This is a genomic window from Phycicoccus sp. (assembly GCF_035325325.1).
Lineage (GTDB): Bacteria > Actinomycetota > Actinomycetes > Actinomycetales > Dermatophilaceae > Phycicoccus.
On sequence record NZ_DAOLAC010000021.1, the window covers coordinates 36,592 to 60,989 of the forward strand.

General features: G+C 74.3%; 28 protein-coding genes, 1 tRNA gene and 1 other RNA gene. 12 read left to right on the plus strand and 18 right to left on the minus strand.

Annotated features, from left to right (window positions below):
• Positions 1-140: 140 nt before the first annotated feature.
• Positions 141-1,016, plus strand: a complete 876-nt coding sequence (gene panB, locus PKA89_RS12900; protein ID WP_324420057.1) for a 3-methyl-2-oxobutanoate hydroxymethyltransferase — start codon at positions 141-143, stop codon at positions 1,014-1,016.
• Positions 1,013-1,702 (plus strand): class I SAM-dependent methyltransferase, encoded by a 690-nt coding sequence (locus PKA89_RS12905; RefSeq protein ID WP_324420059.1) that lies wholly within the window; start codon positions 1,013-1,015, stop codon positions 1,700-1,702. The genes panB and PKA89_RS12905 overlap by 4 nt, the downstream gene beginning before the upstream one ends.
• Here the strand turns inward: PKA89_RS12905 and PKA89_RS12910 are convergent, their stop codons facing one another.
• A complete protein-coding gene (locus PKA89_RS12910; protein ID WP_324420061.1) occupies positions 1,703-1,906 on the minus strand; it encodes a methionine aminopeptidase in 204 nt (67 codons plus the stop codon).
• Between the two features lie 45 nt (positions 1,907-1,951).
• On the opposite strand from PKA89_RS12910, the gene map reads away from it, so the two are divergent.
• Complete coding sequence (gene map, locus PKA89_RS12915) at positions 1,952-2,824, plus strand: type I methionyl aminopeptidase (RefSeq protein WP_324420063.1); 873 nt, start codon at positions 1,952-1,954, stop codon at positions 2,822-2,824.
• Positions 2,821-3,600, plus strand: a complete 780-nt coding sequence (gene ppgK, locus PKA89_RS12920) for a polyphosphate--glucose phosphotransferase (protein WP_324420065.1) — start codon at positions 2,821-2,823, stop codon at positions 3,598-3,600. The genes map and ppgK overlap by 4 nt, the downstream gene beginning before the upstream one ends.
• A gap of 4 nt (positions 3,601-3,604) precedes the next feature.
• Here the strand turns inward: ppgK and PKA89_RS12925 are convergent, their stop codons facing one another.
• From PKA89_RS12925 to PKA89_RS12940, 4 genes are all read right to left on the minus strand, one after another.
• Positions 3,605-4,264, minus strand: coding sequence for an MBL fold metallo-hydrolase (locus tag PKA89_RS12925; protein ID WP_324420066.1), 660 nt, complete (start codon positions 4,262-4,264; stop codon positions 3,605-3,607).
• 20 nt (positions 4,265-4,284) lie between these two features.
• A complete protein-coding gene (locus PKA89_RS12930) occupies positions 4,285-4,980 on the minus strand; it encodes a B12-binding domain-containing protein (RefSeq protein ID WP_324420068.1) in 696 nt (231 codons plus the stop codon).
• Positions 4,981-5,088: 108 nt separating this feature from the next.
• Positions 5,089-5,465, minus strand: an RNA gene (gene rnpB / locus PKA89_RS12935) — RNase P RNA component class A.
• Between the two features lie 13 nt (positions 5,466-5,478).
• Entirely contained in the window at positions 5,479-6,930 is a 1,452-nt protein-coding gene (locus PKA89_RS12940) for an RNB domain-containing ribonuclease (protein ID WP_324420070.1), read from the minus strand.
• Positions 6,931-6,963: 33 nt separating this feature from the next.
• On the opposite strand from PKA89_RS12940, the gene PKA89_RS12945 reads away from it, so the two are divergent.
• The 3 genes from PKA89_RS12945 to PKA89_RS12955 all read left to right on the plus strand — a co-directional run bounded on the left by PKA89_RS12945 (position 6,964) and on the right by PKA89_RS12955 (position 9,789).
• The gene (locus PKA89_RS12945; protein ID WP_324420072.1) at positions 6,964-7,710 is read left to right on the plus strand and encodes a peroxide stress protein YaaA; all 747 of its coding nucleotides are present in this window, start codon (positions 6,964-6,966) and stop codon (positions 7,708-7,710) included.
• Positions 7,707-8,798, plus strand: a complete 1,092-nt coding sequence (locus tag PKA89_RS12950; RefSeq protein WP_324420074.1) for an SLC13 family permease — start codon at positions 7,707-7,709, stop codon at positions 8,796-8,798. Before PKA89_RS12945 ends, PKA89_RS12950 begins: the two co-directional genes overlap by 4 nt.
• 103 nt (positions 8,799-8,901) lie before the next feature.
• Entirely contained in the window at positions 8,902-9,789 is an 888-nt protein-coding gene (locus tag PKA89_RS12955) for an oxygenase MpaB family protein (RefSeq protein ID WP_324420076.1), read from the plus strand.
• Here the strand turns inward: PKA89_RS12955 and PKA89_RS12960 are convergent.
• From PKA89_RS12960 to PKA89_RS12970, 3 genes are read right to left on the minus strand one after another with little or no spacing between them, the layout of a single operon-like run.
• Positions 9,773-10,240, minus strand: a complete 468-nt coding sequence (locus tag PKA89_RS12960) for an SRPBCC family protein (RefSeq protein WP_324420078.1) — start codon at positions 10,238-10,240, stop codon at positions 9,773-9,775. The two genes, PKA89_RS12955 and PKA89_RS12960, sit on opposite strands and share 17 nt — an antisense overlap.
• 31 nt (positions 10,241-10,271) lie before the next feature.
• On the minus strand, positions 10,272-11,498 hold the full coding sequence (locus PKA89_RS12965; protein ID WP_324420080.1) for an O-succinylhomoserine sulfhydrylase: 1,227 nt from the start codon (positions 11,496-11,498) through the stop codon (positions 10,272-10,274).
• Positions 11,495-11,908, minus strand: a complete 414-nt coding sequence (locus PKA89_RS12970; RefSeq protein WP_324420083.1) for a rhodanese-like domain-containing protein — start codon at positions 11,906-11,908, stop codon at positions 11,495-11,497. The genes PKA89_RS12965 and PKA89_RS12970 overlap by 4 nt, the downstream gene beginning before the upstream one ends.
• Positions 11,909-12,013: 105 nt before the next feature.
• On the opposite strand from PKA89_RS12970, the gene PKA89_RS12975 reads away from it, so the two are divergent.
• Together PKA89_RS12975 and PKA89_RS12980 are read left to right on the plus strand one after the other, a co-directional pair.
• A complete protein-coding gene (locus tag PKA89_RS12975; RefSeq protein ID WP_324420085.1) occupies positions 12,014-12,775 on the plus strand; it encodes a dihydrofolate reductase family protein in 762 nt (253 codons plus the stop codon).
• A gap of 78 nt (positions 12,776-12,853) precedes the next feature.
• Positions 12,854-14,329 (plus strand): DUF222 domain-containing protein, encoded by a 1,476-nt coding sequence (locus PKA89_RS12980; RefSeq protein ID WP_324420087.1) that lies wholly within the window; start codon positions 12,854-12,856, stop codon positions 14,327-14,329.
• Here the strand turns inward: PKA89_RS12980 and PKA89_RS12985 are convergent.
• Both PKA89_RS12985 and PKA89_RS12990 read right to left on the minus strand, forming a co-directional pair.
• On the minus strand, positions 14,308-14,595 hold the full coding sequence (locus tag PKA89_RS12985) for a GNAT family N-acetyltransferase (RefSeq protein WP_324420089.1): 288 nt from the start codon (positions 14,593-14,595) through the stop codon (positions 14,308-14,310). The genes PKA89_RS12980 and PKA89_RS12985 overlap by 22 nt on opposite strands.
• Complete coding sequence (locus PKA89_RS12990) at positions 14,555-14,782, minus strand: hypothetical protein (protein WP_324420091.1); 228 nt, start codon at positions 14,780-14,782, stop codon at positions 14,555-14,557. The genes PKA89_RS12985 and PKA89_RS12990 overlap by 41 nt, the downstream gene beginning before the upstream one ends.
• Positions 14,783-14,834: 52 nt before the next feature.
• Here PKA89_RS12990 and PKA89_RS12995 point away from each other — a divergent pair, with 52 nt between their 5' ends.
• Positions 14,835-15,494 (plus strand): maleylpyruvate isomerase N-terminal domain-containing protein, encoded by a 660-nt coding sequence (locus PKA89_RS12995; protein WP_324420093.1) that lies wholly within the window; start codon positions 14,835-14,837, stop codon positions 15,492-15,494.
• Positions 15,495-15,502: 8 nt separating this feature from the next.
• Here the strand turns inward: PKA89_RS12995 and PKA89_RS13000 are convergent, their stop codons facing one another.
• The 8 genes from PKA89_RS13000 to PKA89_RS13035 form a co-directional block, all read right to left on the minus strand.
• On the minus strand, positions 15,503-16,627 hold the full coding sequence (locus tag PKA89_RS13000; RefSeq protein WP_324420095.1) for a bifunctional RNase H/acid phosphatase: 1,125 nt from the start codon (positions 16,625-16,627) through the stop codon (positions 15,503-15,505).
• Positions 16,624-17,361 (minus strand): C4-type zinc ribbon domain-containing protein, encoded by a 738-nt coding sequence (locus tag PKA89_RS13005; RefSeq protein ID WP_324420097.1) that lies wholly within the window; start codon positions 17,359-17,361, stop codon positions 16,624-16,626. Before PKA89_RS13005 ends, PKA89_RS13000 begins: the two co-directional genes overlap by 4 nt.
• Positions 17,358-18,209 carry a Nif3-like dinuclear metal center hexameric protein gene (locus PKA89_RS13010; protein ID WP_324420099.1) on the minus strand — a complete coding sequence of 284 codons (852 nt, stop codon included), beginning with the start codon at positions 18,207-18,209 and terminating at the stop codon, positions 17,358-17,360. Before PKA89_RS13010 ends, PKA89_RS13005 begins: the two co-directional genes overlap by 4 nt.
• Before the next feature lies 1 nt (position 18,210).
• A tRNA-Val gene (locus PKA89_RS13015) sits at positions 18,211-18,283 on the minus strand.
• Between the two features lie 66 nt (positions 18,284-18,349).
• Complete coding sequence (locus tag PKA89_RS13020; protein ID WP_324420101.1) at positions 18,350-18,829, minus strand: peroxiredoxin; 480 nt, start codon at positions 18,827-18,829, stop codon at positions 18,350-18,352.
• Between the two features lie 67 nt (positions 18,830-18,896).
• The gene (locus PKA89_RS13025) at positions 18,897-19,337 is read right to left on the minus strand and encodes a DUF3052 domain-containing protein (RefSeq protein WP_324420102.1); all 441 of its coding nucleotides are present in this window, start codon (positions 19,335-19,337) and stop codon (positions 18,897-18,899) included.
• Positions 19,338-19,373: 36 nt separating this feature from the next.
• A complete protein-coding gene (locus tag PKA89_RS13030; RefSeq protein WP_324420104.1) occupies positions 19,374-20,915 on the minus strand; it encodes a PH domain-containing protein in 1,542 nt (513 codons plus the stop codon).
• Positions 20,912-21,430, minus strand: a complete 519-nt coding sequence (locus PKA89_RS13035) for a PH domain-containing protein (protein ID WP_324420107.1) — start codon at positions 21,428-21,430, stop codon at positions 20,912-20,914. The genes PKA89_RS13030 and PKA89_RS13035 overlap by 4 nt, the downstream gene beginning before the upstream one ends.
• A 90-nt stretch (positions 21,431-21,520) precedes the next feature.
• On the opposite strand from PKA89_RS13035, the gene fdhD reads away from it, so the two are divergent.
• On the plus strand, positions 21,521-22,357 hold the full coding sequence (gene fdhD, locus PKA89_RS13040; RefSeq protein ID WP_324420109.1) for a formate dehydrogenase accessory sulfurtransferase FdhD: 837 nt from the start codon (positions 21,521-21,523) through the stop codon (positions 22,355-22,357).
• A 118-nt stretch (positions 22,358-22,475) separates the two neighbouring features.
• Positions 22,476-24,398: pyruvate dehydrogenase (acetyl-transferring), homodimeric type (gene aceE, locus PKA89_RS13045; protein WP_324420112.1), on the plus strand; the 1,923-nt coding region annotated here is incomplete at its 3' end.

Genomic DNA, 24,398 nt, shown 5'->3' on the forward strand with positions numbered 1-24,398 from the left:
TCACCCGTGCCCGAGGGGGTATTTGCATGGTGTGCAAATACGTTGTGCCGCAGCGGGATCGAGGGGACCTTCAGGAGTTTCCCCAGAAAGGTAAAATCTCGGCAAAGGACCCCCTCCGCGCGGGGTCCTACCATCGGGCCATGAGCGAGCAGACGTCGTCCACGCCGGCCCCCGAGGGCACCGCCCCGTACGGCACCGGCGCCCAGGCTGCGCCCCAGCGCCGGGTGCGGGTCCCCCACCTCCTCGCGATGAAGGAGCGCGGCGAGCGGTGGGCCATGCTCACCGCCTACGACATGTACACCGCGGAGATCTTCGACGAGGCCGGGATCCCCGTCCTCCTCGTCGGCGACTCGGCCGGCAACAACGTCTACGGGTTCGAGACCACGGTGCCGGTGACGGTCGACCACCTCGTGCCCCTGGTCCGGGCCGTGACGAGCTCCGCCCGCCGCGCGATGGTCGTCGCCGACCTCCCCTTCGGGTCCTACCAGGCGAGCCCGCAGCAGGCGCTGGCCACCGCGACCCGCTTCATGAAGGAGGGGATGGCGCACGCCGTCAAGCTCGAGGGCGGCGCCCCGATGGTGCCCGAGGTCGAGCTGCTCGTCCGCGCCGGCATCCCCGTCATGGGGCACATCGGTTTCACGCCGCAGAGCGAGCACGTGCTCGGCGGGTACAAGGTCCAGGGCCGCGGCGCGGGCGCGGAGAAGCTCCTCGCCGACGCCCTCGCCCTCGAGGCGGCCGGCTGCTTCGCCGTCGTCATGGAGATGGTGCCGGCCCCGGTCGCCGCGGAGGTGACCGCGGCGCTGCGCATCCCGACGATCGGCATCGGGGCGGGCCCGCACTGCGACGCCCAGGTGCTCGTCTGGCAGGACATGGCCGGCCTGCGCGGTGGTCGGGCGCCGCGCTTCGTCAAGAAGTACGCCGACCTGCGCAGCGACCTCCTCCGGGCAGCGGGCGAGTACGCGGCCGAGGTCGCCGAGGGCTCCTTCCCGGCCGCCGAGCACTCCTTCGAGTCGTGACGCGGAACCCCGGCGAGCAGGAGGAGCGTCCGAGCGGCATGTGGAGCACGAGCCCGCCCCCACCGAGGCCGGGGGCCCCGACCCGCTGGTCGGCCCACCAGTCCGGCCCGGAGGCGGCGCGCGCCTACCGGCAGCGCTTCCTCGACCTCGCCGCCACCGGCCGCGACCTGCACGGCGAGGCCCGCTTCGTCACCGAGCTCGCACCTCCCCCGTCCCGGGTCCTCGACGCCGGGTGCGGCTACGGGCGCGTCGCGAGCGAGCTGACCCGGCTCGGCCACTACGTCGTCGGCGTGGACGCCGACCCCGACCTCGTCGCCCTCGCCCGCGAGGACGCCCGCACCCGCTTCCTCGTCGCGGACCTCTCGACCCTCGACCTGCGCACCGAGCAGGAGTTCCACGTCGTCCTCATGGCCGGCAACGTCGTCCCGTACCTCGCCGACGGCTCGCTGCCCACCGTGCTCCAGCGGCTGGCGGCGCACCTCGCCCCCGGCGGGCACCTCGTCGCCGGGTTCGGGATGCCGGGGTCGCTCCCCTCCGGCGCGGCCGAGGTCTCGCTCGCCGACTACGACCGCTGGGCGCGCGCGGCGGGGCTCTCCTTCATCGCGCGGTACGCGACGTGGGACCGCCGGCCGTTCACGCCGACGAGCGACTACGCCCTCACGGTGCACCGCCTCACCGGCGGCTGATCACGCCCCGTCGGGCGCCGGGCCGCCGCCGCGCTCGTCCCACTCCCGGTCCTCGGCGTCCCACCGCTCGGTGTTCTCCCGGGCGTGCTGGAGCGCGTTCGCCGCGGCCTCCGCGGAGTCGTAGGGACCGAGGACGTTGGCGTCCTGGCTGCGGTCGGCGTCGGTCTCGACCGCTCCGGTGTCGACGTTGTACCAGTAGGGCATCGCGGGGTTCTCCTTCGCCGGTGTGGTCTGCCTAGACTCCAACCTATGCCCCTGACCCACGCCAGCGTGGCCCCCGGCACGGTCTCCCCGCGCCGGCCCGTCCCCCCGGAGATCGCCCGCCCCGAGTACGTCGACCGTCCCCAGCCCGAACGGTTCACCGGGTCGGAGGTCAAGGACGCCGAGACCATCGAGCGGATGCGCGTGGCCGGCCGGGTCGCCGCGAACGCGATGGCCGCTGCCGCGGCCGTCATCGCCCCGGGGGTGACCACCGACGAGATCGACCGCGTGGGCCATGAGTACCTCATGGACCACGGCGCCTACCCGTCGACGTTGGGCTACAAGGGTTTTCCGAAGTCCCTGTGCACCTCCGTCAACGAGGTCGTCTGCCACGGCATCCCGGACGACCGGCCGCTCGAGGACGGTGACATCGTCAACATCGACATCACCGCGTTCGTCGGCGGCGTCCACGGCGACACCGACGCCACCTACCTCGTCGGCGACGTCGACGAGGAGTCGCGGCTGCTCGTCGAGCGCACCCACGAGGCGATGATGCGGGGCATCCGCGCGGCCCGTCCCGGTCGCGAGGTCAACGTCATCGGGCGGGTCATCGAGTCGTACGCGAAGCGGTTCGGTTACGGCGTGGTCCGCGACTTCACCGGCCACGGCATCGGCTCGGCGTTCCACAGCGGCCTCATCATCCCGCACTACGACGCCGCGCCCTCGTACGCGACGGTGATCGAGCCGGGGATGACCTTCACCGTCGAGCCGATGCTCAACCTCGGCACCCCGGAGTGGGAGATGTGGGACGACGGGTGGACGGTCGTCACCAAGGACCGCCGTCGTTCGGCACAGTTCGAGCACACGATCCTCGTCACCGAGGACGGACCCGAGATCCTCACCCTGGGAGACGCAGCATGAGCACCTCACACCCTCTCGGCATCGACGTCGGCGGCAGCGGCATCAAGGGCGCACCGGTCGACCTCGAGGCCGGGGAGTTCGCCCAGAAGCGGCTGCGGATCGACACGCCGGCGGTGTCCACGCCCGAGGCGGTCTGCGAGGTGATCAAGGAGGTCGTCGACCACTTCGACGAGGTCCGCAGCGACTCCCCCATCGGCGTGACGATCCCGGGCGTCGTCCAGCACGGTGTCGTCAAGACGGCCGCGAACATCGACAAGTCGTGGATCGGCTGCCACATCGAGGACCTCCTCGAGGAGCGGCTGCAGCACGACGTCGTCGTCGTCAACGACGCGGACGCCGCCGGGGTCGGCGAGCTGACCTTCGGCGCGGCCAAGGGGCACGACGGCCTCGTCGTCGTCACCACCCTGGGGACCGGCATCGGCACCGCGATCTTCAACGAGGGCGTACTGGTGCCGAACTCGGAGCTCGGGCACCTCGAGATCGACGGCGTCGACGCCGAGACGCGGGCCGCGAGCTCGGCCAAGACGCGCGAGGACCTCAGCTACCCGGAGTGGGCGAAGCGGCTGCAGCGTTACTACCGGGTCCTCGAGGACCTCCTGTGGCCCGACCTCATCGTCGTCGGCGGTGGCGTCTCGAAGGACTCCGACGAGTTCCTCCCGTTGCTCGACCTGCGCACCCCGATCGTCCCCGCGGTGCTGCGCAACAAGGCGGGCATCATCGGCGCGGCCGTGCTGGCCAGCTCGGCGCAGCGGCGGCACGGCAGGCACACCGGCTGAGCGGCTACTCCCCGGCGCGGAACGTCGTGGGGCCGGCGCCCGCGAGGTCGTGGATGCGGGTGTCCGGGCTGCCGAGCCGGCCGGCCTGGTCGAGGTAGAGGGCCCGGCCGCGCGGCTGCAGCAGCCCGTCGTGGACGGGCACGGCGTGCGGCGCCGCGTGCCGCCGCAGGAACGCCGTCATCTCGCGGCTGCGCTGCCACGGCGCCTGGAGCGGGAAGGCGAGGACGTCGACCGGGCCGGGGTCGGCGTCGAGCGCGTCTCCCGGATGGAAGAGCGACGGCTCGCCCTCGGCGTCGAGGCGCACCCCGACGTTGGGGATCCGGGGGATGTCCTCGTGGATGAGCGCGTGCACCTCCCCCACCGGCGTCACCGTGACGGGACCGACCGTCGTGGTGCCGTCGTGCGCCTGCGCGTCGAGGCCGAGGTCGCGCAGGACGCCGAGGCTGCCGGGGTCGCAGAGGACCCGGGCCCCGGGGTTGGCCGCGAGCAGGGCCGGGACACGCTCGGGGTCGAGGTGGTCCGGGTGCTGGTGGGTGACGAGGACGGCGTCGAGGTCGCGGACGTCGGCGAGCGCGTCGTCGGCGAAGGTGCCGGGGTCGAGGAGCAGGCGGGTGTCGGCGACCTCGAGCAGGAGGCAGGCGTGTCCGAGGTGGGTGATGCGCATGCCCCCACGCTAGGCCGTCCTCAGCCGAGCACGGACTCCGCGTCGTCGTCCCGTCGCTCGAGGACCGGGGGGAGGTCGTCGACGGCCGGGACCCGGGCGTCGACCAGCTCGGCGGCCGCGACGAGGTCGTCGGGCAGCACCGTGACCTCCGGCGGGGGCTCGGCGAGTGCCTTGGCGCCCTCGCCGGCGACGAAGAGGGGCAGGGTGCGGGCGAGCCGGGTCAGCGAGGGCAGCCGGGCCTCGAAGGCGGTGCGGCGCACCCCGGCGAGGACGACCGCGTCGGCGCGCAGGAAGCGGGTCGCCTCGGCGACGGCCGTCATCGGCGAGTTCGCGCCGAGGCTGACCACCCGCCACCACCGCGCGTGGAGCATCGCGCCGAAGAGCTCGAGGGGCAGGTCGTGCAGCTCGCGCGGAGGGCAGGCGAGCACGACCGTGCGCACCTGCGGACCCTGGACGGGCAGGCGCAGCTCGCCGAGCACGCCGCGGAACGCGCTGGAGACGAAGTGCTCGTGGACCACGCCGAGGCGTCCGGACTCCCAGGCGTCCCCGACGTCCTTGAGGACCGGCATGATGACGCGCGTCACGGTCGCGTCGACGCCGGAGACCAGGAGCGCGTCGAGCAGGACGTCGCGGACGGTCGAGCCGTCGAGGTCGCGGGTCGCGGCCATGACGCGCTCACGCGCGAGGTCGAGGTCGATCGCGGGGTCTCCTGGCACGGGCATGCTCCTGCGGCGAGAGTCGGTGGACCCGTGCACCCTAACCGCCGAACCTGCGGGGACCGGCCGATGGAGCAGGCGAACCTGCTGGTCAGGGTGCCGGTGTGGTGGACGAGTCGAGCTGTAGGCCGGGTTCTGTCCCGCGCCGCCGTCTCCGGCCGCGCGGTGACGGTCATCCATCTCGGGTGGCCGTTGCCGACCACCTCCAGCGCCCTACCCGGATGCTCGGGCGGGCAACCCTCGAACGCATCCTGTCTGGGCTTGCTCCGGATGGGGTTTACCGAGCCGACCGGGTCACCCCGGCCGCTGGTGGTCTCTTACACCACCGTTTCACCCGTGCCCGCTGCTCGCGCAGCGGGCGGTCTGTTCTCTGTGGCACTGTCCCGCGGGTCGCCCCGGGTGGCTGTTGGCCACCATCCTGCCCTTCGGAGCCCGGACCTTCCTCGGCGGTGGTTGCCCACCGACGCGACCGTCCGCCCGACTCGTCCGCGGTGGAGTCTAGCGGTCGTGGGCGAAGGCGATCCGCCCGGCCGCGACGTCGGCGGACTCGAGGCGGACCGAGACCGTGGAGCCGAGGGCTCCCCGGTCCCCCGACGCCTTGGCGAGGACGGGCAGGTCGACGAGCTGGACCTCCATCCCCTTCTCGAGGTGGTCGACGACGACCGCGGGGAAGCGCTCCCCCTCGCGGCCGTGGAGCACCGCGGCCTCGGTGGCGTCCGCGCACGAGCGCTCGGCCGCCCGCGCGGTGCGGTCCGAGGCGCTCATCAGAGCGGCGAGGTCGGGGAGGGAGGCGCGGACGGCCGGGGGCACCTCGGCCCCCCGCGACAGGGCCTCGCACACGACGAGGCCGAAACGGTCGACGAGACGGCGCAGTGGTGCCGTGACGTGGGCGTAGGGGGCGGCGACGGCGGCGTGCTCGCGCTCGTCGGGCGGGGCTCCGTCGAAGGCGGTGTAGCCGGCCCCGCGGAAGAGCGAGGTCGCCTCGTGGATGAGGGCCAGGTGCCGGGGGTCGGTGCGGTCGAGACCCCGGACGAGCTCGCCGTAGGGCTGCCCCTCCGGCCACTCGACGCCGAGCCCGCGGGCGGCGCGCCGGAAGCGCGCGACGGCGTCCGCGGTCGGGGCCGGCATCGTGCGCAGCACCCCGACCCCGCCGTCGAGCATCATCGCCGCCGCCGCCATCCCGGTGAGGAGCGAGAGCTGGGCGTTCCACTCCTCCGCCGCGAGCGGCGGGCGGAACTCGAGCGTGAAGGTGCCGTCGTCGTTCTCGAGGACCTGCTGCTCGGGCATCGGCAGGCTCGCGCCACCGCGGGCCCGCTCCCGGGCGATGCGGCGCTGCCCGACCTCGCGGAGGAGGAGCAGCAGCTCGTCGGCGGTGCCGGCGTCGACATCGGCCTGCACGCCGGCGTAGTCGAGGCGCCGGCGGCTGCGGACCAGCGCCCGGCGAACCTCGGCGCGCGTGAGGACGCCCTCGCCGTCGAGGCGCAGGTCCCAGACGAAGGCCGGCCGGACCTCGTCCGGGAGGAGGCTCGCGGCGTCCTCGGAGAGGACCGGCGGGTGCAGCGGGACCCGCAGGTCGGGGCAGTAGACCGTCTGCCCCCGCTCGCGGGTCGCGCGGTCGAGGTCACCGCCGGCCGGCACGAACGCGGGGACGTCGGCGATGGCGTAGCGGACCCGGTGCCCGTCGCCGTCACGTTCGATGTGGAGGGCCTGGTCGAGGTCCATCGAGCCGGGCGGGTCGAGGGTGACGTACGGGACGTCGGTCTCGTCCGGGTAGCCGTCGCGCGGTGGCCGGGCGGCCTCGCGCTCGGCCTCGGCGAGGGCGTCGGTGGGGTACGGCCCGTCGATGCCCAGCTCGGCACGGACCGCGGAGAAACGGTCGCGCAGGGCCTGCTCGAGGGCCGGCGGGGTCTCGGCGTCGGTCGGCCGCAGCACGACCCTGGGACGGGGCACGGGCTCGACCCTAACCGTCCGTAGGCTGTGCCGGTGCTCATCCTGCTCCCGCCGTCGGAGTCGAAGTGGAACCGCCCGCGCGGCGGTCCGGCGGACCCCGCCTCGTGGTCCTTTCCCGAGCTGGCCGGGGTGCGACGCGAGGTCGCGGGAGCCCTCGCGAGGACGAGCGCCTCCCCGGACGCCGCGGGCGTGCTGGGCGTCTCGCCGGCCCTGCTCGACGACGTCGCGCGCAACCTCGCCCTCGACTCCCTGCCCGCCACCCCGGCGGCGCAGGTCTACACCGGGGTGCTCTACGACGCCCTCGACCTCGCCTCGCTGGACACCGCCGCCCGCCGCCGCGCCAACCGGTGGCTCGTCGTCGTCTCGGCCCTGCACGGCGCGGTCCGGCCGACCGACCGGATCACCGCGTACCGGCTCGCGATGGGGGTGACCCTGCCCGGGGTCGGCCCGCTGGCCCAGCGCTGGCGCCCCGCCCTCGACGGCCCGCTCACCGAGGCCGCGGGCCGCGGCGCCGTCGTCGACTGCCGCTCGGCTGCGTACGCCGCCGCGTGGCGTCCCGGGCGCGAGCTCGCCGACCGGTGGGTGCAGGTGCGGGTCCCGGGGGCCAGCCACCTGGCCAAGCACACCCGGGGCCTCGTCGCCCGGCACCTGTGCGTCGAGGGCGTCGCCGCCCGGTCGGCCGGCGCCGTCGCGGAGGTCGTCGGGCGCGGCTTCGAGGTCTCACTGCACGAACCGGCTCGGTCCGGCGCTCCCTGGGTCCTCGACGTGCAGGCCCCGTGAGCGGCGCCGCAGCAGTCGAGCTGGCCGGACGGCTCGCCCCCGTCGTCGTCTTCCTCCTCGCCATCACGGTCACCGCCGAGCTCGCCGAGCGGGCCGGAGTCTTCGACGTCGCGGGGCACGCCGTGGCGCGGATGGGACGCGGGCGGCGCTGGGTGCTGTGGGTGCTGTTCTCGGCACTCGCCGTCGTCGCGACGGTCGTCCTCTCGCTCGACACGACGGCGGTGCTGCTCACCCCGGTCGGGCTCGCCGTCGCCGCTCAGGTGGGGCTCGACCCCCGGCTGCTCGCGGTGACCACCCTCTGGATCGCGAACACCGGCTCGCTCCTGCTGCCGGTCTCGAACCTCACCAACCTGCTCGCGCTGCACACCCTGGGCCGGGCGGGCCTCGGGCACGGCGACTACGTCCGGGCGTCGTGGGCCCCGGCCGTCGTGGCGGTCGTAGTCCCCCTCCTGCTCGTCGCCGCGCTGCACCCCCGCAGCCTGCGGGGGCGCTACTCCGTCGCGCCACCCGCCGAGCCCCACGACGCGGTCCTGCTCCGGGTGGCGGCGGTGGTCTGCGTCGTCCTCGGGCCGCTGTTCGCCCTCGGGGCTCCCCCGTGGGCGGTGTCGCTCGTCGCCGCGGCGGTCCTCCTCGCGACGACGTGGTGGCGCGGCCGCTCGCTGCTCACCGGGCTGCCCGTGCCGTGGCTCATGGCGCTCGGGTTCGTCGTCGTGTCGGTGGTCGTCGAGCTGCTCCAGCAGCACGGGCTCTCGCGGGTGGTCACCACCGCGCTGCCCGGCGGCACCGGCGCGGGCGCGCTGCTCGCGCTGTCCGGGGCCGGGGCCGGCCTCGCGAACGTCGTCAACAACCTGCCGGCCTACCTCGCGCTCGAGCCCGCCGCCGACGGGTCGGTGCAGCGGCTGCTCGCCCTCCTCGTCGGGACCAACGCGGGCCCGCTCGTCACGCCGTGGGCCTCGCTCGCGACCCTCCTGTGGATCCAGCGCTGCCGGGCCCGCGACGTCGTCGTCCCGTGGCGCTGGCTCGTCCCCGCCGGGCTGGCCTGCGCGGTCCTCGTCGTCGTCACCTCGACGCTCGCCCTCGCCGCCTGAGCCGGCGGCGGGGCGCCGCAACCTTCGACAGCGCGGAAGGGACCCGGTGCGCGCGGTCGTTGGGTGGGTAGGACCGAGGGACAGCGACGAGGGACGGAGGACCATGAGCGTCGTCGACGACATCGGGCGGGTGGCCCAGCGGCGGCTCGGGCACGCGCTGCGGGCCCGGGTGGCCGGCGAGGACGCGAGCGCGGCGGCCGCCGTCATCTGGGGTCGCGAGGGCGAGCGCCGGTTCGGGCCGGACGACCCGGTCTGGCGCGTGCACGCCGACGCCTCCATGTTCCCCGGTGGGGTCGCCGCGCTCCTGCTCCAGTCTCTGCACCCGTCGGCGATGGCCGGGGTGGCCGGGCACAGCGGGTACCGCAGCGACCCCTGGGGCCGGCTCCAGCGCACGTCGCACTTCCTCGCCACGACGACCTTCGGCACGGTCGAGGACGCCGACGCCGCCATCGCCACGGTCCGGTCCATCCACGAGCGCGTCCGGGGCCGGGACGACGAGGGCGTGCCGTACCGCGCCTCCGACCCCGGTCTCCTCGCCTGGGTGCACGTCGCCGAGGCGTGGAGCTTCCTCTCGGCCTTCCAGCGCTACGCCGCGGCGCCGCTCACCCCCGAGGAGGCCGACCGGTACGTCGAGCAGTCGGCGGTCGTCGCCCGGCTGCTCGGCGCCGACCCGGTGCCGACCGACGTCGAGGGCCTGCTGACGGCGCTCGAGGCGTTCCGTCCGGCGCTGCGGGCCACCCCGGCCGCCCGTGACGCCGCGCGCTTCCTGCTCCTCGACCCGCCCCTGCCGTGGACGGCCCGGCCGGGCTACGGGCTCATCGCCTCCGGTGGCGTGGCGCTGCTCCCCAGATGGGTGCGCAGCGAGCTGCGGCTGCCGGTGTCCTCACCGGTGGCGGGAGCGGCCGGGGTGCTCGGGCTGGTCGGCACCCGGGCGGTGCGCTGGGCGATGGCCGGGGTCGCGGAGGAGCGCCGGGTCACGCCTCGGCGGTGACGAGCTCCTCGATGCGCTCGAGGGTGGCCGCCATGTTCTTGCGGGTCATGCCCTCCATGCGGCGCACGAACGGCTTGCTCAGGGCCGCCTCCTGCGAGATGTCCCACGACTCGGTGACGAGCGTGCCCCCCTCGACCGGCTCGAGCTCGTAGCGCCAGATCCGGCCACCGACGAAGGAGCCGAGCGGACCGCGGGTCGTCGTCTGCCAGGCGATGCGGCGGTTCTCGTCGAGCTCGACGACGGTGTTGAGGGTCGAGTACGCGACACCGATCCGCATGTCCATCCCGAAGCGGTCGCCGAGCCCCAGCCGCCGGCCGCCGCTGCGGGCGCCCTGGACCGACCCGCCGCCGTCGATCCGCGAGTGACCCTCCGGGTCGGCGAGCAGGTCGAAGATCGGCTCGGGGGCGGAGGGGATGAGCCGCTGGACGGAGACGACGTCGCGGGAGGTCATGGGCGCGACGCTAACAGCCGTCGAAGCGCCCTCAGCGGGCAGCCCGAGCGGTGGTCAGTGCGCGGTCGAGGTCCTCGACGAGGTCCGCCGGGTCCTCGAGACCGACCGAGAGGCGGACCGTGCCGTCGGTGATGCCGACCGCGGCCCGGCCCTCCGGCGAGAGGCGCCGGTGGGTCGTCGTCGCCGGGTGCGTCGTCAGCGACTTCGCGTCGCCCAGGTTGTTGCTGATGTCGACCAGCCGGAGGGCGTCGAGGAACGCGAACGCGGCGTCCTTGCCGCCCTCGAGCTCGAGGGTGACGACCGTGCCTCCCCCGCCCTCGAGCTGGCGCAGGGCGAGGTCGTGCTGGGGATGGCTCGGCAGGTGCGGGTACACGACGCGGGTGACGCCGCGTCCCTCGCGCTGCCATGCCTCGAGCGTTCCGGCGATGGTGAGGGCCGAGGCGGCCATCGACCGGACCCGCAGGTCGAGGGTCTCCAGGCCCTTGGCCATGACCCAGGCGTTGAAGGGGGACATCGACGGCCCGGTGTGCCGCATGAGGTTCTTCACCGGGCCCTCGACGAAGTCCTTCGGGCCGAGGACGGCTCCGCCGAGTGCGCGCCCCTGGCCGTCGATGTGCTTGGTCGCCGAGTAGACGACGACGTCGGCGCCGTGGGCGAGCGGGTGGCTGAACACCGGTGTGCCGAAGACGTTGTCGACGACGACGGTGGCTCCGGCGGCGTGTGCGAGCTCGGAGACGGCGGCGATGTCGACGAGCTCCTGCATCGGGTTGCTCGGGGTCTCGAAGAACACCGCCGTCGTCGGGGTGGACAGGGCCTCGCGCCACTGGTCGAGGTCGGCGCCGTCGACGAACACGGTCTCGACTCCCCAGCGCGGCAGGATCTCGTCGAGGATGACGTAGCACGAGCCGAAGAGCGCCCGTGACGAGACGACGCGGTCGCCGGCGCCGCAGAGGGCGGCCATCGCCGTGAAGACGGCGGCCATCCCGGAGGCGGTGGCGAAGCAGGCCTCGGCGCCCTCGAGGAGTCGCATGCGCTCCTCGAAGACACTGACCGTCGGGTTGCCGTAGCGGCTGTAGATGTAGTGGTCGACCTCGTCCTTGAACGCGGCCTCGGCTTGGGCGGCGGACTCGTAGACGAACCCGGAGGTGAGGTACATCGCCTCCGCGGTCTCGTCGAACCCGCTGCGCGACAGACCTCCTCGGACGGCCAGCGTGCGTGGGCGCAGACCGTCGGGAAGTGCGCCGGACGCGTCGGTCACTGCTGCCTCCACGGCAGCCCGTCGACCTTCCAGCCCGAGACGCTGCGGTGGCCCGCGGGGTCGACCGGCCCCTCGAACCCCTCGGTGATGTTGTACGCCGGGCCGAGTCCCGCCGCGGTGGCCGCCTCGGCCGCCGCGACCGAGCGCACGCCGGAGCGGCAGAGGAAGTACACGGGCGTGCCCGGTTCCAGGCCGGCCGCGCGAAGGTCGTCGACGAACGTGTCGTTGACGACGCCCCCGGGGAACCGGCTCCACTCGACGAAGGCCACCTGCCGGCCGGTGCCCGAGAGGTCCGGGACACCGACGAAGGTCCACTCGGCGCTCGTGCGCACGTCGACGAGCAGCGCGGGGCCGGGGCCGGTGACCGCGGCGTATGCCTCGGGAGGGGTGACGTCTCCTGCGTAGGTCATGGGGTCGAGGGTAGGCGGCGGGCCACGGGCGGGCACGCGCGTCTCAGGCCGCCGGGACCGGCGGGCCGGTCCGGGTCTGTCGGTGGCCGTCCCTAGCGTGCCCGGATGGATGCCGCCTCATCGCCGCGCCCGCGCGTCGTGCTCACCACGCTGGCGGGCGTCGACGGGCGCATCACCCTCCGCCGCGACCAGCGGCTCCTCGACCCCGCCGTCGGCGGCCGGTGGCGGGAGGCGTGGCCCGACGACGTCGAGGGACTGCTCCGTCGGCGCGACGCGTGGGTCGAGGACCGTCACCACCCCACGGTGAGGCTGGAGGGGAGCGGGACGTTCGTGCCGGACGGTGCCGTGTCCCCGTGGGCCGAGCCGGGTGGGCCGTGGGACCACCGCGACCACCTGCCCCGGCGGGCGCCGCGGTGGTTCGTCGTCGTCGACGGCCGCGGGCGGATGGAGTGGACCCGGACCGGGGACGACGAGACGGCGCTGCTGCTCCTCGTCTGCCGTTCCACTCCCCCGGGGTACCTCGCCCGGCTGCGCGAGCTGGGCGTCGGGTGGCTCGTGTGCGGTGAGCGGCGGGTCGAGCTGGGGACGGCGCTGCGGCGACTCGGCGCCGAGCTGGGGGTGCGGTGCGTGCGGGCCGACGGCGGCGGTGGGATCAACGGAGCGCTGGTGCGGGCCGGACTCGTCGACGAGCTGCACGTCGTGACGATGCCGATCCTCGTCGGTGGCGCCGGCACACCGACCTTCCTCGACGGCGACCCGATGGCACCCGACGGGGTGCCGGTGCGGCTGCGCGTGGTGGCCACGCAGGGAGGGGCCGAGGGGTCGGTGTGGACGCACTACGAGGTGGTCCGGCCGAGCCGCGTTTGACGGCAAATCCGTTCTGCTGCAGGGGGTTGCCTGTGGATGACGGAGTGGCCTGTCGGTGGGCCTCGGTAGACTTGGGGTATGGACAGGGGGCAGCTCAGCAGCCGCATCGCGGCACTCCGTGAGGAGTGCGCGCGGCTGGGTCGTGAGCTGGCCGAGGGTGGTCTGGGGTTGGCGCCGGAGGACGCGTTCGCGGTCGCCGGGGAGGCGCAGCACCTGGCGAATGCGGCCGACGGTGTGGTCGCGGTCGCTGCGTCCTTGGGTGCTCGGGTGGAGGTGCGGCTGTCCGGGCCGGGCCCGGTGGAGCGGGTCCACCCGGTCGGGTTCGTGGACCCGATGGCGGCCACGATGTTCTGTCTCGAGGCCGGGTTGACCGAGGGGGTCGCCGGCCGCAAGGTCGTCCTCGGCGCGGACCTGGGTGAGCGCTTCCCGCAGGTGCGGGCATCGCTGGTCGAGGGGGCGGTGGGGACGATCACCGCGCAGAAGGTCGTCGACGCCTGCGCCGGCCTGGACGTCGACGCGTGCCTGAGGGTCGACGCCGAGCTGGCTCCGCGGCTGGGGTCGATGGACCCGACCCGGGTGATGTCCGAGGCCAGGCGGGTCGCCGCCCGGGTCGCGGCGGACCAGGTCGCCGCGCACGCCGCCAAGACCAAGCGTGGCCGGTGCGTCGAGGTGCGGGCCGGGGTGGACGGGCTGACCGAGTGGTTCGGCTCGCTCCCGACCGCCACGTCCGCGGCGATGTGGTCGGCGGTCGAGGACCTCGCTGGGCAGTACCGGTCCATCGACGGCGACCTCACCCTGCCCGAGGCCCGCGCGGACGCGCTGGCCGACCTGGTCCTGCGCAACGTGACCGTGTCCGCGCAGGTGACCCTCGGGGTGCCGGTCGTGACGGACGCCGCGACGCCGGAGCCCGTGCTCGGGGAACGGTTCCGGGTGGAGTGGGACGACGACGAGACCGTCGTCGACTCGGTGACCGGTGAGGTGACTCGCTACGCCGACCTCGACCCCGCCTCCCGCGAAGCCCTGTCCTGGCTGGAAGAACCGCCCGAGCTCGACGGGGACCTCACCTCGACCATGGCCCCGCTCGGGCCGGGGTCCTGGGTCTCCGGTGCCCAGCTGCCCGGCGTCGGCTGGGTGGACGCCACCACCATGGCCAACCTGCTCAAGACCCTGCCCCTGGAGGTCGCCCGCGCCGTGCTCGACGCCGAGACCGGCACCCTCGCCTCCCTCACCACCCACGCCTACCGCCCCACCCGCGCCATCGCCGACTTCGTCAGGACGAGGGACGGGACCTGCCGGATGTGGGGCTGCACCCGACCCGCCGTCCGCTGCGACCTCGACCACGCGAAGGCCTGGCCCGACGGCCAGACCACCCCCACCCAGCTCGAGTCACTCTGCCGGCACCACCACCGCTTCAAGCAGACCATGCGCTGGCGACCGAGGCTCGACCCCGACGGCACCCTCACCTGGCACGGCCCCCACGCCACCACCCGCACCACCGAGCCCCAGCACCGCCGCGAACCCGAGCGGACCGGTCAGCCCAGCTCCAGTTCGTAGCGGCACAGCACAGGGTGCGGCGGGAACAGCGACGTCGAACGGCCCTCGGCCGCAACCCATCCACGCCGCTCGTAGAAGCGGATGGCCCGGCGGTTCTCCTCGAACACCCGCAGCCACGCGGACCCGTGCCCCTCCTCGCGCAGGGCGCGCAGCACCTCGTCGTGCACCTGACCTGCGAGACCGCTCCCCCAGGTCGCGAGGGCCGTCCCGAAGTGCAGCAGCTCGTCACCCCGCGTCGCCGCGAAGCCGGCCAGCGCACCATCCACCACGACGGCGTGGCACCGGATCGCGGGGGTCCTCGAGCTCCAGGCCCCACGGTTGCCGCACCTCGTCGACCGGGAACGGGTGGGTGTCCTGCGGGAAGATGTGCCCGAGCGCCACGACGGCCGCCTCCCGCTGCAGCACGACGAGGGCGGCGAGGTCCTCGTGGCGCAGGGGCCGGAGCACGGACATGCCGCCCGACGCTACCCGCCCCCCGCCGTGCCGGCGGTGCGAGGCTGGCTCCGTGCTCACCGTCCCCCACGACCTCGGTCTCGCGGCCTTCGCCGCCTCTGTCGACGCCTTCACCGACGCCGTCCGCGACCTCGACGAGCTGGCGCTGCTCGGCCCGTCACGCTGTCACGGGTGGTCACGCCTCGACGTCGTCTCCCACGTCCTCGCCGGATGGCAGGAGCTGCTCGGCGGGCTCGCGACGCGGACCGACGCGTCCCCCACCGTCGACGCCGCCTCGTACTGGCGGGCGTTCGCGGAGGGCGCGAAGGACTCCGACCCGATCGCCCTGCTCATGGCGCAGCGCCGCCGCACCGACGCGTGGCACCGACCGTCGTCCGGCGTGGCCGAGCTCGCCGACGTCGCGGACGTCGTCCGGGGGGCCGTCCGCTACCTCCCCGCCGGGCAGCACGCCTTTCAAGGACACGTGCTGACCTCCGGCGACCTGCTCGCGACGTGGGCCGTCGAGAGCGCCGTGCACCACCTCGACCTGCTCGTGACCAGCGATCCCCCGGCACCGGCGCTGGCGCTCACCCGCCGGACGGCGGCGTGCCTGCTCGACGAGGAGCTGCCCACCGACTGGGACGACACCACGGCAGCGCTCGTCGCCACCGGACGGGTCGACCCTCCGGAGAACTCGTCCCACCTCGCCGGACGGCTGCCGGCGTTCGGCTGACCCGCAGGTCAGGTGCGGTTCGTGAAGGCGACGGAGACCTCGCCGTCGTCCCAGACCTCGACGGCCGTCAGGGACCCGGGCGCGGCGGCGAGACGCCAGGCGCGGTCGTGCGGGAGGCCGAGCAGGTGGGCCAGGACGACGAGGATCGGCTTGCGGTGACAGACGACCACCGTCGTGCCGCCGGCCGCGACGACGCGCTCCCAGGCCGGGACGACGCGCGCCACGAGGTCGTCGTGCGACTCACCACTCGGCGGACGGAAGGTGGGGTCGTCGCGCAGCGCCCGGAACGCGTCGCGCTCGGCGTCGAGCAGGTCGTGCACCGACCGGCCGTCCCAGTCCCCGAAGGACTGCTCGTCCCAGTCGTCGTCGCGCTCGGGCTCGACGCCGAGCGCACCCGCCACCGCCGCCCCGGTCTCGACGGCGCGGGTGAGCGACGAGGTGAGCACCCGCGCCGGGTGGCCCTGGACCAGTGCGGCCACGGCGCGGCCCGCCGCGACGGCCTGCTGCCGCCCGGTGGCGTTGAGGGACGGGTCCGGACCACCCCGCCCGTCGAGCCGCCCCTCGGCGGTGAAGTCCGTGATGCCGTGCCGGACGAGGACGACCCGGGTCGGGGTTCCGCTCCGGAAGGTGCTCGGCGCCGCCGGGTCCCCGACCGCGGCCGGACCCGTCTCCTCGTCGACCTGCGAGGCACCACCGAAGGTGCGGTCGACGGTCAGCCCGTCCATCCCGTCGTTCGAGAGCGCGTCGGCCGCCTTGTTCTCGGCCCGCGGGATCCACTCGTAGCGCACCGAGCCGCCGGCGTCCCGGATGGCGTTGGCCACCTCGCGTGCCTCGAGGGCCAGCCGGCGCATGTCCTCGTGCTTGATCTTCCACGTCCCGGACATCTGCTCGACGACCAGCTTGGAGTCCATCCGCACGAGCACCTCGGCGCCCGGCTCGATGGCGTGCGCCGCGGTGAGCCCCGCGATGAGCCCACGGTACTCGGCGACGTTGTTCGACGCCTTCCCCAGCGGCTCGGCGCGTTCGGCGAGCAGGGCCCCGGTCTCGGTGTCGCGCACCAGCGCTCCGTACCCCGCGACGCCGGGGTTGCCCCGCGACCCGCCGTCCGCCTCGACGGTGAGCCGCCGGCTCACAGCCCGGACTCGGGGGTGCGCACGAGGATCCGGTTGCACTCCTCGCAGCGCAGCACCTCGTCCTCGTCGGCCGAGCGGATGCGGGAGATCTCCACCGGGTTGAGCTCGAGCTGGCACCCGCCGCACCGGCGCTGGCGCAGCGCTGCGGCGCCCGTGCCCGAGGTGCCGCGGATCTTCTCGTAGAGGGCGACGAGGTCGGCACCGACCTCACCGACGATGCCGTCGCGTGGCGCACCGACGGTGGCCTCCTCGTCGGCCAGCCGCCGGAGGGCCTCGTCACGGTCCCGCTCGAGCCCGGCGATCCGCTCGCCGAGCTCGCCGCGCCCGCGCTCGAGCTCGGAGACGTCGTGCTCGGCGGCCTCGGCGCGCTCCATCACCTCGAGCTCGACGTCCTCGAGCTCGGCCTGGCGGCGGGCGAGGGACTCCAGCTCGTGCTGCAGCGCCTGCAGGTCCTTGGCCGTCCCCGTGCCGGCGTCGAGCCGCGCGCGGTCGCGAGCCGCACGTTCGCGCACGAGCTGGACGTCCGCCTCGGCCTTGGCCACCTCGCGCTGCACGTCGCCCAGCTCGGTGCGCGAACGGACCAGCTGGTCGTCGAGGAGGCGGGCCTTGCCCTCGAGGTCGGCGAGCTCGGCGAGCTGGGGCAGGGTGCGCCGGGCGTGGGCGATCTGGTCGAGGCGCGTGTCGATGGCCTGGAGGTCGAGCAGCCGCAGCTGGCGGGCGGACTCGGCTCTCACGGGGTACCTCCCTGGTCGGCACCGACGAGGAAGGTCCACGGGTCGGTGCGCACTGTGCTGATGTGGGTCTCCACCCTAGTGGCGTCCTCGCCGAGGGCCGCACGCAGCGCCCGGTCGGCCCGCCCGAGCCACAGCCACTCGCTCGCCCAGTGTCCCGCGTCCACGAGGTACGGCGTGCCGCCCCGCGCCTCCTCCCGTGCCTCGAGCGCCGGGTGGTGGCGCAGGTCGGCGGTGACGTAGACGTCGGCCCCACTCGCCCGCACCGCGTCGAACAGGTCGTCGCCGGAGCCGCCGAGCACCGCGACGCGCTGGACGAGGGCCTCCGGCGGACCGGCGACCCGCACCCCGCCGGCGGTGGCGGGCAGGTGGACCGCGAGGTCCTCGACGAAGTCCCGCAGCAGCAGCGGCTCGGCGAGGTCGCCGACCCGCCCGAGCGGCTGGTCCTCGGACACGACGAGCGGGTCGGTGTGCCCGAGCCCGCAGGCGTCGGCGAGCGCCTCGCAGACGCCCTCCGCCGCGACGTCGGCGTTCGTGTGGGCGACGTAGAGCGCCACGTCGCCGACGACCAGCCCGGTGACGGTCGCGCCCTTCCCGGACGTCGTCGCGACCGAGTGCACCCCCCGCAGCAGCAGCGGGTGGTGGGTGAGCAGCAGGTCGGCACCGAGGGCCCGCGCCTCCTCGACGACGGCCAGGGTCGGGTCGACGGCGAGGTGGATGCGGTGGACCGGCTGCTCCGGGTCGCCGGTGACGAGGCCCACGCGGTCCCACGACTGCGCGGACGACGGCGGGTAGAGGCGCTCGACGACGTCGAGCACCTGCTGCAGGGCCAGCGGGGCGCCATCGTTCATGTGGGCCCGGCCGGGATCGAACCGACGACCGACGCGGTGTAAACGCGGCGCTCTACCAGCTGAGCTACAGGCCCCGGGCGGAGCGCACCGGGGCGCGACCGACCGCGGTCATTGTGGCAGGTCCGGCGCCTGCCCGAGGGTCAGCCGCCGATGGCCGCGACGGCCGAGGGGATGGCCGTGAAGTCGCGGGCCTCCCCCGGACCGTTGACGAGGGTCCAGGCGATGCGACCGTCGCGGCCGACGAGGAAGGTGCCGCGCAGGGCCGCGCCGTTGGCCTCGTTGAGGACGCCGTAGGCCCGGGCCACCGCTCCGTGCGGCCAGGCGTCCGAGAGCAGCGGGAAGAAGTACCCCTGGATGTCGGCCCAGGCGCGGTTGCTGAAGACGGCGTCGCAGGAGACGCACACGACCTGGAGGTCGTCGGTGACGAACCGCTCGAGGTGGTCGCGGATCTCGTCGAGCTCGCCGGTGCAGATGCCCGAGAACGCCCAGGGGTAGAAGACGACGACGACGTTCCTGTCGGCCGTCAGCTCGGACAGCGTGACGTCGGCACCGTTCTGGTCGCGGAGCGTGAAGTCCGGCGCGAGGTCACCGACGGTGAGCGGGCTCGAGACGGGGGTCATGTCCTCATCCTGCCAGTTGCGGTCTGGGCGGGACGCGGGTGTGACGCATACCCCCCTCGGTGTGTGGTCAGCGCCGGCCGTTGCCCTTCGGGGCGACGAGCTTGTGCGCCCGCCACTCCGCGGAGGCGTTGAACGTCCCGGCGAGGTGCAGCCCGGCGGTCACCGCCGCCTCGTCGATCTCGCTGGCGTCGACCTCGCCGTCCTGGCGCGGCGTGAGGAGCACGACGAAGCCCCCTTCCTCGAGCACCCCCACCATGTCGACGAGCGCGTCGCCGAGGTCGCCGTCCTCGTCGCGGAACCACAGGAGGACCGCGTCGGCGGCCCCGGTGTACTCGTCGTCCTCGAGCTCGGCGCCGCAGGCGTCCTCGACGGCGACCCGCAGGGCGTCGTCGACGTCGGAGTCGTAGCCGAACTCCTGGACCACCTGCTCGGGGGCGAACCCCAGGCGCTCGACGGCGGCGGGCACGGTCGACCCCGGGTCCACCGGGGGCGGCGTCGGGCTGTTCACGGTCACAACCTCTCACATCGGGTGCTGGGCAGGGTCCTAGTCCACCAACGGGGCCGGGGCGGGTGCAAGAGGCGCCACGGCGGGCCGTCGCGCCTCGCGGGCCCGGGCCCCGACCTCGGCGAGGAAACGCTCGGCGGACTCGTGCCGGAGGTGCGGCACCGAGGGACCGACCGGACCGGGGGTGGAGACGATACGGGCACTGGCCAGCCCGAGCCGGGCCTGGAGCGGGCCCTGGGCCAGCCCGAGCGACTGGATGCGCGCGTGCGGCACGACGACGGCCCGCCGGGTGAACCGTCCGGTGCGCAGGTAGACGGCGTGCGCGGCGAGGGCGTAGCCGGTGCGTCGCCAGCTCCAGGGGTCGAGCCACCGCGCGGCCCGCGGCGGCCCGGTCCATCCGCTCTCGCCCCCGTCGCCGTGCAGGGCCTCGAGGAGCACCGGGTCCTCCGGGTGGGCCCCGAGGGCCGCGAGGACCGCGAGCGCCTCCCCCGCCGTACCCACGGGGAGCATCACCGTCTCGTTGTCCGCGCCGTGGTCGTCGTGCACCCCCGCGACGTTGACGCGGACCCGCCACCACCCCCACGGGCGCCACCAGAGCGGCTGGAGCACCTCGACGGCCTGGACGCGGTGCAGCGGGACGGTCGCGCTGCGCAGGTCGGTCAGCCCGTGCCGGACGAGCAGGGCCGTCCGGGACCCGGCGATGGAGAAGTTGCCGTGGACGAGGAGCTCCTTGACGCGGCTCGCGCCGAGGCCGAGGACGACCGGCAGGAGGGCCGGTGCCCCGGCGAGGACCTTGAGGCCCGCCTCGGCGACCCCCACCGTGAAGCCGGCGACGACGAGGACCAGGCCGAGCACGATGGTCGACCCGTGGAGGATCGTCGCGACGAACAGCCGACCGTTGGGCACCTCGACGAGCGGAGCGGCGTCGACCGCGCGCGCCCCCGCGACGGGGCCCGGGGCGGGCCCGGGACCGGCGTCCGGCGCCGGCGCGCCGGCCACCCCCGGGCGCTCGTCGGAGCGTCCGGCGAGGTCGAGCAGGTGCGCCCGGAGCTCCTCGGCCCGGTCGACGCCGAGGAAGGCGAGCGTGAGGTGCGAGTCGGAGCCGCCGGCCGACTGGACGACGACCTGGCTCAGCCCGACGAGCCGGGCGAGCAGCGGGCGCGTCGTCTCGACCGCCTGGACCCGCTCGAGCGGCACCTGCCGGTGCTGCCGGAAGAGCACGCCGGTGCGCAGCTCGACCTGCCCGTGCGCGACCCGGAAGCGGGAGAAGCGCCAGCTGACCCAGCTCACCCCGGCGACCGCCGCGATGACGAGGACCAGGGCGCCGAGGGCGAGGAACGGGTGCGCGGTGTAGGACCAGCCGGAGTCCCCGGGGGAGCCCGGGACGACGTCGGACTCGAGCGAGCCGAGGACGGTGTCGACGAGCTGGCTCACGAGGTAGCCGAGGACCGCGAGGAGGACGACGCCGCCGCGCAGGAGCGGCGAGAGCGGGTGCAGCCGCTGCCAGCCGTCGGGGTCCGCACCGGACCCGGGGTCCGGACCGGGACCGGCCGCGGGACCGGCCGCCTCGGGGAGGGTCACAGGCCCGCCCGCTGCGCCTCGCCGCGGGCCGCCAGCCGGCTGCGCAGGGCCTCGGCCTCGTCGGTCGGCAGGCCGGGAAGCGACCCGCCGCTCTCCGGCGATGCGGTGTGGATCTCGCACGCCGCGATGCCGAACGCGCGGGCCAGCGGCCCGGACTGGATGTCGACGTACTGCAACCGCCCGTACGGCACGCTGACGAGGCTGCGGAAGAGCCGGCCCTTGCGGATGACGATCTCCTCGTCGAGCTCGACCCACGAGATGGCCGACACCTGACGGCCCACGACCCACGCCCCCCAGGCGCCCCCGAGGACGAGGGCGAGGGTGCCGAGCCACACCCACGGCGTGACGAGGACGGCGACGACGACGGTCGCGAGGAGGGGCAGGACGAGGACCGCGCCGAGGGTCAGCAGGCGGACGGTCCGCAGCTGGGGCGCGACCGGCCGCCACGGCAGGTCTCCGCCGCGCAGGGTGACGGGAGAGGGGGCACTGGTCGGGTCGTCGGTCGGGTCGGCCACGTCGCCCAGTCTGCCCCAGCCGGGGAGGACGCCGGCGGGACGGGCGGGCTCCCGGGCCCGTCGGCCGGGTCGGTGTGTTTGGATGCGGCCATGGGTCGGGTGACGACGCGGGTGCCCCGGACCCGGGTCGACCTCGCCCGGGACGTCGTCGACCGGCGCCCGGACACCGTCGCCGTGGAGGAGCCGCTCGAGGTGCGGGTCGGCGAGGACCCCGTGACGACGACGATGCGCACGCCCGGCGACGACTTCGACCTCGCCCTCGGCCACCTGCTCACCGAGGGGATGATCGGCTCCGCGCACGACGTCGCGACGATGATGCACTGCACCGACGTCGGACCGGACGGCGCGCCGACCTTCAACGTCGTCGAGGCGACCCTCTCCCCCGGCGTCGCGCTGCTGCGCCCGGCCCGCGAGCGCACGGAGACGATGACGAGCGCCTGCGGCGTCTGCGGCTCGGCCTCGGTCGACGCCGTGCGCACCGCGAGCCGCTTCGACGTCGCCGCCGACGCCGTCGCCCTCGACCCCGCCGTCCTCGCCGCGCTGCCCGACGCCCTGCGCGAGCGGCAGGCCGCGTTCGACCGCACCGGGGGCGTTCACGCGGCCGGTGTGGCGACGCCGGACGGCGAGCTGCTCGTCGTCCGCGAGGACGTCGGGCGGCACAACGCCGTCGACAAGGTCGTCGGCGCCCTCGCCCGCGAGCGTGAGCTGCCCCTGGGCGGAACGGTCCTCGTCGTCAGTGCGCGGGCCAGCTTCGAGATCGTCCAGAAGGCGGCCGTGGCCGGCATCCCGGCCGTCGTCGCGGTCGGCGCCCCGACCTCGCTCGCCGTCGAGCTCGCCGCCGACGCGGGCGTCACCCTGCTCGCCTTCACCCGCGAGGGCCGCTTCTCGGTCTACGCCCGCCCGGACCGCGTCAGCGGACTGTCCTGAGCGCCCGTACCGTCCAGTAGCCGGGGGCTGATTGTGTCGCCGGCCGCGCGTGGGTGAAAGATGGGGAGGACCGGCCCCCGACCGGGGCACGGACCGCGACCGCTGAAAGGACGAGCGCGTGGCCCTCCACGAAGACGTCGGCCCCATCCTCAACGGCATCCCGACGCACCTGCCGGACATCGACCCGAGCGAGACCGAGGAGTGGCTCGCCAGCCTCGACGCCGTCATCGACGGCCCGGGCCGGATGCGCGCGCGCTACCTCATGCTGCGCCTCCTCGAGCGGGCCCGCTCGATGCAGGTCGGCGTCCCGTCGCTGACGACGACCGACTACGTCAACACGATCGGGCCCGAGCAGGAGCCGTGGTTCCCCGGCGACGAGGACACCGAGCGCCGCTTCCGTGCGCTGCTGCGCTGGAACGCCGCGATGGTCGTCCACCGTGCCCAGAAGCCGGGCATCGGCGTCGGCGGCCACATCTCGACCTACGCGTCCGCGGCGACGCTCTACGAGGTCGGCATGAACCACTTCTTCCGCGGCAAGGACCACCCGGGCGGCGGCGACCACGTCTTCTTCCAGGGCCACGCCTCCCCCGGGATGTACGCCCGCGCCTTCCTCGAGGGCCGGATCAGCGCCGAGCGGCTCGACGGGTTCCGTCAGGAGCACAGCCACGTCGTCGACGGCTCGCCGCTCGCGCTGCCCAGCTACCCCCACCCGCGCCTGATGCCGGACTTCTGGGAGTTCCCGACCGTCTCGATGGGCCTCGGCCCGATGAACGCCATCTACCAGGCGCAGTTCGACAAGTACCTGCGCGCCCGGGGCATCAAGGACACCAGCCAGCAGCACACGTGGGCCTTCCTCGGCGACGGCGAGATGGACGAGCCGGAGTCGCGTGGCGTGCTGCAGCTGGCGGCCCAGGAGGAGCTCGACAACCTCACCTTCGTCGTCAACTGCAACCTCCAGCGGCTCGACGGCCCGGTGCGCGGCAACGGCAAGATCATCCAGGAGCTCGAGGCGTTCTTCCGGGGCGCCGGCTGGAACGTCATCAAGGTCGTCTGGGGCCGCGGCTGGGACCCGCTGCTCGCCGCCGACGGCGACGGCGCGCTCGTCCACCTCATGAACAGCACCTCGGACGGCGACTACCAGACCTTCCGCGCCAACGACGGCAAGTACGTCCGCGAGCACTTCTTCGAGCGCGACCCGCGCACGCGCCGGCTCGTCGCGGACTGGTCCGACGACGACATCTGGTGGAAGCTCAAGCGCGGCGGCCACGACTACCGCAAGGTCTACGCGGCCTACAAGGCGGCGGTCGAGCACACCGGCCAGCCGACCGTCATCCTCGCGAAGACGATCAAGGGCTACGGCCTCGGCACCTCGTTCGCGGGGCGCAACGCGACCCACCAGATGAAGAAGTTCACGCTCGAGGACCTCAAGGGCCTGCGCGACTCGCTGAACATCCCGGTCAGCGACGAGCAGCTCGAGAAGGACCCGTACAACGCGCCGTACTTCCACCCGGGCGCGGACGACGAGGTCATCCAGTACGCGATGGAACGCCGCCAGAAGCTGGGCGGCGGTCTGCCGGAACGCCGCTCGAAGCACATCCCGATCCACCTGCCCGACGACTCCGCGTACGCGCAGGTCAAGAAGGGCTCCGGGAAGCAGCAGGTCGCCACGACGATGGCATTCGTCCGCCTGCTCAAGGACCTCATGCGCGACAAGGAGTTCGGCAACCGGATCGTGCCGATCATCCCGGACGAGGCACGCACCTTCGGGATGGACTCGTTCTTCTCGACGATCAAGATCTACAACCCGCACGGCCAGCGCTACACACCGGTCGACGCCGAGCTGATGCTCGCCTACCGCGAGGCCACCGACGGGCAGATCCTCCACCTCGGCATCAACGAGGGCGGCTCGATGGCGGCGTTCACCGCGTCGGCCACGTCGTACGCGACGCACGGCGAGCCGATGATCCCGGTCTACGTCTTCTACTCGATGTTCGGCTTCCAGCGCACCGGCGACTCCATCTGGGCGGCCGCCGACCAGATG

Excerpts from the sequence above, each read along its gene's own strand:
- panB (WP_324420057.1), top strand. The coding sequence starts at position 141 with ATGAGCGAGCAGACGTCGTCCACGCCGGCCCCCGAGGGCACCGCCCCG.
- PKA89_RS12910 (WP_324420061.1), bottom strand. The coding sequence starts at position 1,906 with ATGCCCTACTGGTACAACGTCGACACCGGAGCGGTCGAGACCGACGCC.
- map (WP_324420063.1), top strand. The coding sequence starts at position 1,952 with ATGCCCCTGACCCACGCCAGCGTGGCCCCCGGCACGGTCTCCCCGCGC.
- ppgK (WP_324420065.1), top strand. The coding sequence starts at position 2,821 with ATGAGCACCTCACACCCTCTCGGCATCGACGTCGGCGGCAGCGGCATC.
- PKA89_RS12925 (WP_324420066.1), bottom strand. The coding sequence starts at position 4,264 with ATGCGCATCACCCACCTCGGACACGCCTGCCTCCTGCTCGAGGTCGCC.
- PKA89_RS12955 (WP_324420076.1), top strand. The coding sequence starts at position 8,902 with ATGAGCGTCGTCGACGACATCGGGCGGGTGGCCCAGCGGCGGCTCGGG.
- PKA89_RS12960 (WP_324420078.1), bottom strand. The coding sequence starts at position 10,240 with ATGACCTCCCGCGACGTCGTCTCCGTCCAGCGGCTCATCCCCTCCGCC.
- PKA89_RS12970 (WP_324420083.1), bottom strand. The coding sequence starts at position 11,908 with ATGACCTACGCAGGAGACGTCACCCCTCCCGAGGCATACGCCGCGGTC.
- PKA89_RS12975 (WP_324420085.1), top strand. The coding sequence starts at position 12,014 with ATGGATGCCGCCTCATCGCCGCGCCCGCGCGTCGTGCTCACCACGCTG.
- PKA89_RS12980 (WP_324420087.1), top strand. The coding sequence starts at position 12,854 with ATGGACAGGGGGCAGCTCAGCAGCCGCATCGCGGCACTCCGTGAGGAG.
- PKA89_RS12990 (WP_324420091.1), bottom strand. The coding sequence starts at position 14,782 with ATGTCCGTGCTCCGGCCCCTGCGCCACGAGGACCTCGCCGCCCTCGTC.
- PKA89_RS13010 (WP_324420099.1), bottom strand. The coding sequence starts at position 18,209 with ATGAACGATGGCGCCCCGCTGGCCCTGCAGCAGGTGCTCGACGTCGTC.
- PKA89_RS13020 (WP_324420101.1), bottom strand. The coding sequence starts at position 18,829 with ATGACCCCCGTCTCGAGCCCGCTCACCGTCGGTGACCTCGCGCCGGAC.
- fdhD (WP_324420109.1), top strand. The coding sequence starts at position 21,521 with ATGGGTCGGGTGACGACGCGGGTGCCCCGGACCCGGGTCGACCTCGCC.